Origin of the sequence: Lentilactobacillus parakefiri, from assembly GCF_002157585.1 — a bacterium.
GTDB lineage: Bacteria > Bacillota > Bacilli > Lactobacillales > Lactobacillaceae > Lentilactobacillus > Lentilactobacillus parakefiri.
In genome coordinates this window covers 1-7107 of sequence record NZ_BDGB01000059.1, presented here as the reverse complement: position 1 = coordinate 7107, position 7107 = coordinate 1, and the positions used below count along the sequence as shown (strand labels likewise).

The following is a 7107-nucleotide window of genomic DNA, read 5'->3' as shown; positions in this document are numbered from 1 at the left end:
TCCGGCCCAGAGTACTGTTTGCTTTTCGAGTTCATACAAAAAGAGCTCTAATCACCAAGTGATTAGAACTCCAATATTTTGTTCACCAACAACAGTTGACGAAGAACCGGAAAATGCGGCTCAGTTTATTTATCGGCGGGACTTATGTCCCAGCCTCTTTAATTTGTCAGAGAATAACCATCTCAACTACTATTCGCCAAGTTCCTGTTTAGCTGTTTTAATCTGTAAACGGACTTGGTCAAAGCCGGTTCCTCCGAATGAATGACGGCGTTCAACAGCAATTTCTGATTTAAGGTCGTGATAGACGTCCTCTTCGATTTTAGGTGAAGCTGACTGTAATTCCTCTAAGGACATGTCTTGGAGGTTCTGGTGGGCTTCTATGCCCTTTAAAACCAGTTTACCAACAATCCCGTGGGCTTCTCGGAATGGAATCCCTTTAGCAGCCAAATAATCAGCAAGTTCGGTGGCATTGGAAAAATCATTCTCGGTGGCCTGCTTCATTCGCTCAACATTGGGTTTGGCGGTCTTCAACATCCCATTGAACACCTTTAAAGAAGGTAATAACGTTTTAACCGTATCAAAAGTGCCTTCCTTGTCTTCTTGAAGATCCTTATTATAGGCTAACGGCAAGGATTTCATAGTTGATAGCAATCCAATTAAGTGGCCATACACCCGGCCGGATTTCCCGCGGATGAGCTCCGCCATATCCGGATTCTTCTTTTGCGGCATGATCGAGCTGCCAGTGGTATAAGCATCACTTAATTCAAGATACTTGAACTCGTGGCTAACCCACATACTGATTTCTTCACAGAAACGGGACAGGTGCATCATCAAAATTGAACTGTTGCTCAAAAATTCCAGGGCAAAGTCACGGTCAGAAACGGCGTCTAGAGAATTTGGATAAATTTGTCCAAAATCCAATTCTTTGGCCGTATACTCACGATCAATTGGAAAAGTCGTCCCAGCAAGTGCTGCCGCACCCAGGGGCATGATGTCCGTATGTTTCATATTAAACGTAAATCGTTCCTTATCACGCTTCAACATCTGATAATAAGCCATTAGATAATGGCCATATGAAATCGGTTGGGCATGTTGCAAATGCGTGTAACCCGGCATAATGGTCTCGACATTTTTCTCTGCCATTTCGACAAGGGCTTTCTGCAAAACGGTGATTTCATCGATGACTTGAGGCAGTCGATTCTTCAAATACAAATGAAAGTCGGTCGCCACCTGATCATTTCGGGAACGGGCAGTATGCAATTTACCAGCAACCGGCCCGATTCGATCGGTTAATAAAGACTCGATATTCATATGAATATCTTCATTTTCGACGGTAAAATGCAGCTTGCCGGCGTGAAGATCATCACGCAGTCCATTTAGGCCAGTCACAATTTGGTCCACATCCGCCATTGGCAAAATCTTGGTATGCCCAAGCATTTTCACATGGGCAAGTGAACCCTCAATATCCTCATCGGCCATTAATTGGTCAAACGAAATTGAGGCCCCAAATTGGTCAACCCATGCTGCTGCCTGTTCCTGAAACCGGCCGCCCCATAGTTTCTTAGTACTCATTTATTTCTTCGCTCCCGTGTGTGCAGAATTTTGATCGTGAACAGTAACCTTATCCTTTAATTGGGACTTGGTAACGGCTTGAACAAACTGTGCATTCTTATTTTTGAGGGCGACTTGTTGATAAACCTGAGTTGGGAGACCCCAAAGCTTAATGAAGCCCTTAGCAGCTTCTTGATCAAAGGAATCAGAAGAGGTATAAGTTGCCAAATCCTTGTCATAAAGTGAGGAATCTGATTTTCGACCAAGAACCATCACGTTACCCTTGAACAATTGGAGTTCAATCACGCCGTTGACAACCTCTTGTGACTTATCAATGAATGCCTGAATAGAATCCATCAATGGTGAGAACCACAGGGCATTATATACGAGTTCACTCAATTGTTTTTCAACAGTTGGCTTGAAATGAGCCAAGTCACGTTCGAAGGTTAAATCCTCCAACTCCTTATGAGCTTTTAACAGGACCGTTGCAGCGGGGGCTTCATACACTTCACGAGACTTGATGCCAACCAAACGGTTTTCAATATGGTCGATTCGGCCAACACCGTTTTCACCGGCAGTTTCATTGAGTTCTTGGATAATATCGGCAAATTTCATTTTCTTGCCGTTTAACTCAGTGGGAATCCCCTTTTCAAAACTAATTTCAACTTCAGTGGGGGTATCCGGAGTCTTTTCAATCGGATTGGTAATTGCAAATGCATCTTCAGGGGCACTTTGCCATGGGTCTTCCAAAATACCAGCTTCATTCGCACGGCCCCAAATGTTGGCATCAATTGAGTATGGCGAGTCCAAGTCGATTGGGATTGGAATATTGTGATCCTTGGCGTATTCAATCTCCTGTTCACGTGACCAGTGCCAGTCACGAACCGGGCTCAACACTTCAAGCTGAGGGTCAAGGCCATGAATGGCAACTTCAAAACGCACTTGGTCATTTCCTTTACCGGTACAACCGTGGGCAACTGCAACCGCATGCTCTTGATGGGCAATTTGAACCAATGTTTTTGAAATTAAAGGACGTGACAGGGCTGAAATCAATGGGTATGAGCCTTCGTACATGGCATTAGCCTTCAAAGCCACAGCAGCATAGTTATCCGCAAATTCATCGAGTGCATCGATGACATAGGCCTTAATGGCCCCGACGTTGAGTGCCTTTTGTTTGATAAAATCAAGGTCTTTTCCTTCGCCAACATTAATGCAGCAAGCCACAACGTCGTAGCCCTTGTCTTTTAACCAGGCAATGGCAACGGAGGTATCAAGACCACCGGAATACGCTAAAATCACTTTATTATTTTCTGACATATCTATTCCCTCTTATCTTCTAAAAAATTCAATGTATTGAGATTAACACCAATATTCATTTAATGCAACTGTTTTTGTGTTTTATTCACTTTTATTGAAAATATTATGTCAAATATGCAAACGATGCGTTTCTTTGCCAAAAAATGGTTCAAAAAAAGCAGCCATCAAGCAATGACTGCCGAATAATTGATCTTTAAATGTTTACTTGGTTGACGCCATCTGACTGCGCTGGATACCGCTTTTCAAGTCGTTTAATGTTGTCAGTCGCAACCTCATCAAATGGGATATCTGCCCACTCCGAGATTTGGGACAGGTACCATAAAACGTCTCCGAGTTCCTTAACTAATTCATCGTGATCAAGCTTCTTACTTTGAAAAGTGTATTTCCGAATCAAATCGGCGACTTCACCGGATTCTCCGGTCAACCCCAGCGCACAGTTCGTCAACACCTGCTCGTTACCCATCAGTGTCCGATTGGCTGCCTTTTGATAGTCATCAAAATTCATCGTTTCATTCTCCCCTCAATCCAACGCCAAATCTCGTTTTTACCTGTTTTTGTCAAAGCGGAGAATAAAATCAGCGGCTCATTATCATCCAACTGCAACGTTTTTTTGATTAACGATTCCTGCTTATTCCATTTGCCACCCGAGATTTTATCCATTTTGGTTGCAACTGTTAACATTGGGATATTGTAATACTTTAACCAGTTGTGCATCGACACATCATCAGTTGGGGCGTGACGGCCGTCAACCAAGGTAATCACACCGCGCAACTGTTCTCGCTTGGTCAAATAAGTTTCAATCATGCGGCCCCATTTTTCACGACTGGCCTTTGATGCTTTCGCATAACCGTACCCCGGAACATCCACGAAATACAGTTTGTCTTCAATGTTGTAGAAATTGAGTGTTTGTGTTTTTCCGGGCTGACTCGATGTGCGGGCAAATTTATTGCGATTGATTAGCACATTGGTCAAGGAAGATTTACCCACATTTGACCGACCTACCAACGCTATTTCTGGAAACTGAGTATTTGGGTATTGCTTTTCTGCGACAGCACTAATCGTAAGGTCGACGTTGTGAACTTCCATGAAACCACTCCTTCAATGAACAAAATGTGTTAATAAAAAAGAAATCTGACATAAGCTATCTAAAGTTTACATCAGATTTCTAGGAATTACGATGCTTGTTTTAAGATTAATTCTGGTTCTTTGTGATCCGTTACAGTCTCTGGCGTAATGATAACTTTAGAGACATCGTTTCGACTTGGTAGGTCAAACATGATGTCACGCATGACGCCTTCGATAATTGAACGAAGGCCACGAGCACCGGTATCACGGGCAATCGCAAGTTGAGCCATCTTCTCCAGTGCACCGGGTGCAAACTCAAGCTCGGCACCATCCAGTTCAATTAACTTCTTGTACTGCTTAACCAGTGCATTCTTAGGCTCGGTCAAAATACGGACAAGATCCTGCTCGTCAAGTTTATCCAAAGCGGTCAAGATTGGCAGGCGACCGATGAATTCTGGGATCAAACCAAACTTCAATAAGTCTTCAGGAATAACTGATTGCATGATGTTTTTGGCATCAACATTGGCAGCCTCATCAGAGTTAGTCCCAAAACCAATTGTCTTATCTCCAAGTCGGCTTTTGACGATTCCTTCAATGCCATCAAAAGCACCACCAACAATAAACAAGATGTTAGTCGTATCAATTTGAATAAATTCTTGTTGAGGATGCTTACGACCACCCTGAGGCGGAACGTTGGCAATTGTTCCTTCAAGAATCTTCAATAAGGCTTGTTGAACACCCTCACCAGAAACATCACGAGTAATCGACACATTTTCTGATTTTTTCGCAATTTTATCAATTTCGTCAATGTAGATAATGCCATGTTCAGCCCGCTCAACGTCATAATCGGCGTTCTGCAGGAGCTTCAGCAAAATGTTTTCCACGTCTTCGCCAACATACCCTGCTTCAGTCAGTGTCGTCGCATCGGCAATTGCAAATGGAACATTCAAAATTTTAGCCATGGTTTGCGCCAGATAAGTCTTACCTGAACCAGTTGGTCCAATGATACAAATGTTACTCTTTTGGAGTTCCAAGTCATCATCAGGTTCACTAATCATTTCGTTGACCCGTTTGTAATGATTATATACGGCAACGGAAAGGGTCCGCTTGGCGTTTTCTTGACCGATCACAAACTCATTTAACTTATCCAAAATTTGTGCTGGGGTCAAAACTTTGAGTAAATCACCTGATGATTTTTCAGGTGCTAATTCCTCATCGATGATTTCTTTACATAAATCAATACATTCATTACAAATATAAACGCCGGGACCAGCAACGATTTTCTTCACTTGATCCTGTGTTTTGCCACAAAACGAGCAAGTAATAGGCCCGCTTGATTCATTATCTTCAAACAAATTATTCACTCCTCCATCCAAGATGGACTTTAAATACAATTAGCAGTAATCAACTAAGAGTAACTTTACCATACCACATACAAATTGCAATTAATCGGCTTTATCCCTAAAAAAAGACCCGTCAAAGTAACGGGTCTTTTAATTAAGCAAAAAGCTATTTTTCTGAACTGGCTTCGGTAGAATCCTTTTCAGTTGATTTTGCTTTGGCGTCTTGTTTTGATGAGTCAACAATCATGTCAATTGCTTGCTTGATTGCGATATCATGCTTCAACATGTCGTCAGTCAATGCACTGCGAACAGCATCTTCCTTCATGCCGTATTGTTTAGCGAGATTTTTAACCTCAGCCTTAACATCGTCTTCTGATGGCTCGATCTTCTCTTTGGCAACAATTGCTTCAAGAACCAAGTTAGTCTTAACCCGCTTCTCGGCACCGTCAGCAAATTGCTTCTTAAGATCTTCAGGCTTAGTTCCAGTCAACTGGAAGTACATATCCTGATTGATGCCTTGTTGTTGCATGCCTGCAAGATATTGATCCATTTGGCGTTGAATATCTTCATCGATCATCGCTTGTGGAATATCTTTAACTTCAGCATTATCAGTTGCTTCACTGATTGCAGCATCTTCAATGGCATCACGAGCTTCAGACTTCTTCTGGGACTTAAGGTCTTCCTTGATCTTTTCCTTTAATTCATCAAGACTATCAACGTCTTCGTCAACGTCCTTGGCAAAGTCATTGTCTAATTTAGGCAATTCCTTCGTTTTGACTTCATGAATTTTGGTTGTAAAAATAGCGTCTTTGTTAGCTAAATCCTTAGCTTGGTAGTCCTTAGGGAAGGTAACCTTCACTTCAACTTCGTCACCAGCTTTGTGACCAATTAATTGATCTTCAAAACCTGGAATAAATGAGTTTGAACCCAACTCAAGAGAATGGTTTTCAGCACTGCCACCTTCAAATGGCTTGCCGTCAACAGTTCCTTCAAAGTCGATGACAACAGTGTCACCTTTTTCAGCAGCCTTGTCCTCTTTAAGAACCAACTCTGCTTGGCTTTCACGCTTCTTTTCCAATTCAGCGTCAACGTCTTTTTGATAGACACGGGTATTCTGTTTAGGCACACTGAGTCCTTGGTAGTCGCCAAGTTTAACTTCTGGCTTAACAGTGACGTTGGCTTTGATCACCCACGGCTTACCCTTTTCCATTGACTCAACGTTAATCTTAGGTTGATCAACTGGTTCAATCTTAGCGTCTTCAACGGCTTTTTCGTATTCATCAGGTAAGAGAATGTTGAGAGCATCTTCGTACAATGCTTCCTCACCGTACATCTTAGTGAAAATTTGACGAGGAACCTTTCCCTTACGGAAGCCAGGGACACGAATGCTGTTCTTATTCTTTTTAAATGCACGATCTAATCCTGATTTGATTGAATCTGTACCGATTTCGAATGTTAATTCGCCATCATTGGTACCTTTCTTTTCCCATTTTGCAGACATCTTTTTTCCTCCGAGACCAAAAGAATTTTTTACAATTTCATAATTGCATAACATTGTTATTTTAACGTATTAATCATAAAATGTAAAATTAATTTCAAATGAACCTGAAACATAAAAGGGTCTAGAATTTTTGGTGTTGGAAAGTATTTCCATTCCAAAAGTACTAGGCCCTTTTTGATAACAAAAAAAGGCATCTAAGCCTCCCTAGTGCTATGCTTTAAGCGACGAAACTCAAGATAAGCGGGGTAGGAATAGATGTCTCAACTAGATAATACACTTAAATTACGGGGAATTACAGACACAAACATTCAGGTGTTCGGTACTCGTGAG

At 41.9% G+C, this 7107-nt stretch carries 6 protein-coding genes; all 6 read right to left on the bottom strand.

Annotated features, from left to right (window positions below):
- Window positions 1–189: 189 nt before the first annotated feature.
- Complete coding sequence (gene argH, locus LPKJCM_RS06360; RefSeq protein ID WP_057963326.1) at window positions 190–1572, bottom strand: argininosuccinate lyase; 1383 nt, start codon at window positions 1570–1572, stop codon at window positions 190–192.
- Window positions 1573–2868, bottom strand: coding sequence for an argininosuccinate synthase (locus tag LPKJCM_RS06355; RefSeq protein WP_057963325.1), 1296 nt, complete (start codon window positions 2866–2868; stop codon window positions 1573–1575).
- 193 nt (window positions 2869–3061) lie between these two features.
- Window positions 3062–3373 (bottom strand): nucleoside triphosphate pyrophosphohydrolase family protein, encoded by a 312-nt coding sequence (locus LPKJCM_RS06350; RefSeq protein ID WP_057963324.1) that lies wholly within the window; start codon window positions 3371–3373, stop codon window positions 3062–3064.
- Entirely contained in the window at window positions 3370–3954 is a 585-nt protein-coding gene (gene yihA / locus LPKJCM_RS06345; RefSeq protein ID WP_057963323.1) for a ribosome biogenesis GTP-binding protein YihA/YsxC, read from the bottom strand. The genes LPKJCM_RS06350 and yihA overlap by 4 nt, the downstream gene beginning before the upstream one ends.
- 86 nt (window positions 3955–4040) lie before the next feature.
- Window positions 4041–5288 (bottom strand): ATP-dependent Clp protease ATP-binding subunit ClpX, encoded by a 1248-nt coding sequence (clpX, locus tag LPKJCM_RS06340; RefSeq protein ID WP_174659017.1) that lies wholly within the window; start codon window positions 5286–5288, stop codon window positions 4041–4043.
- A gap of 154 nt (window positions 5289–5442) precedes the next feature.
- Complete coding sequence (gene tig, locus LPKJCM_RS06335) at window positions 5443–6777, bottom strand: trigger factor (protein WP_057963321.1); 1335 nt, start codon at window positions 6775–6777, stop codon at window positions 5443–5445.
- Between the last annotated feature and the right edge of the window lie 330 nt (window positions 6778–7107).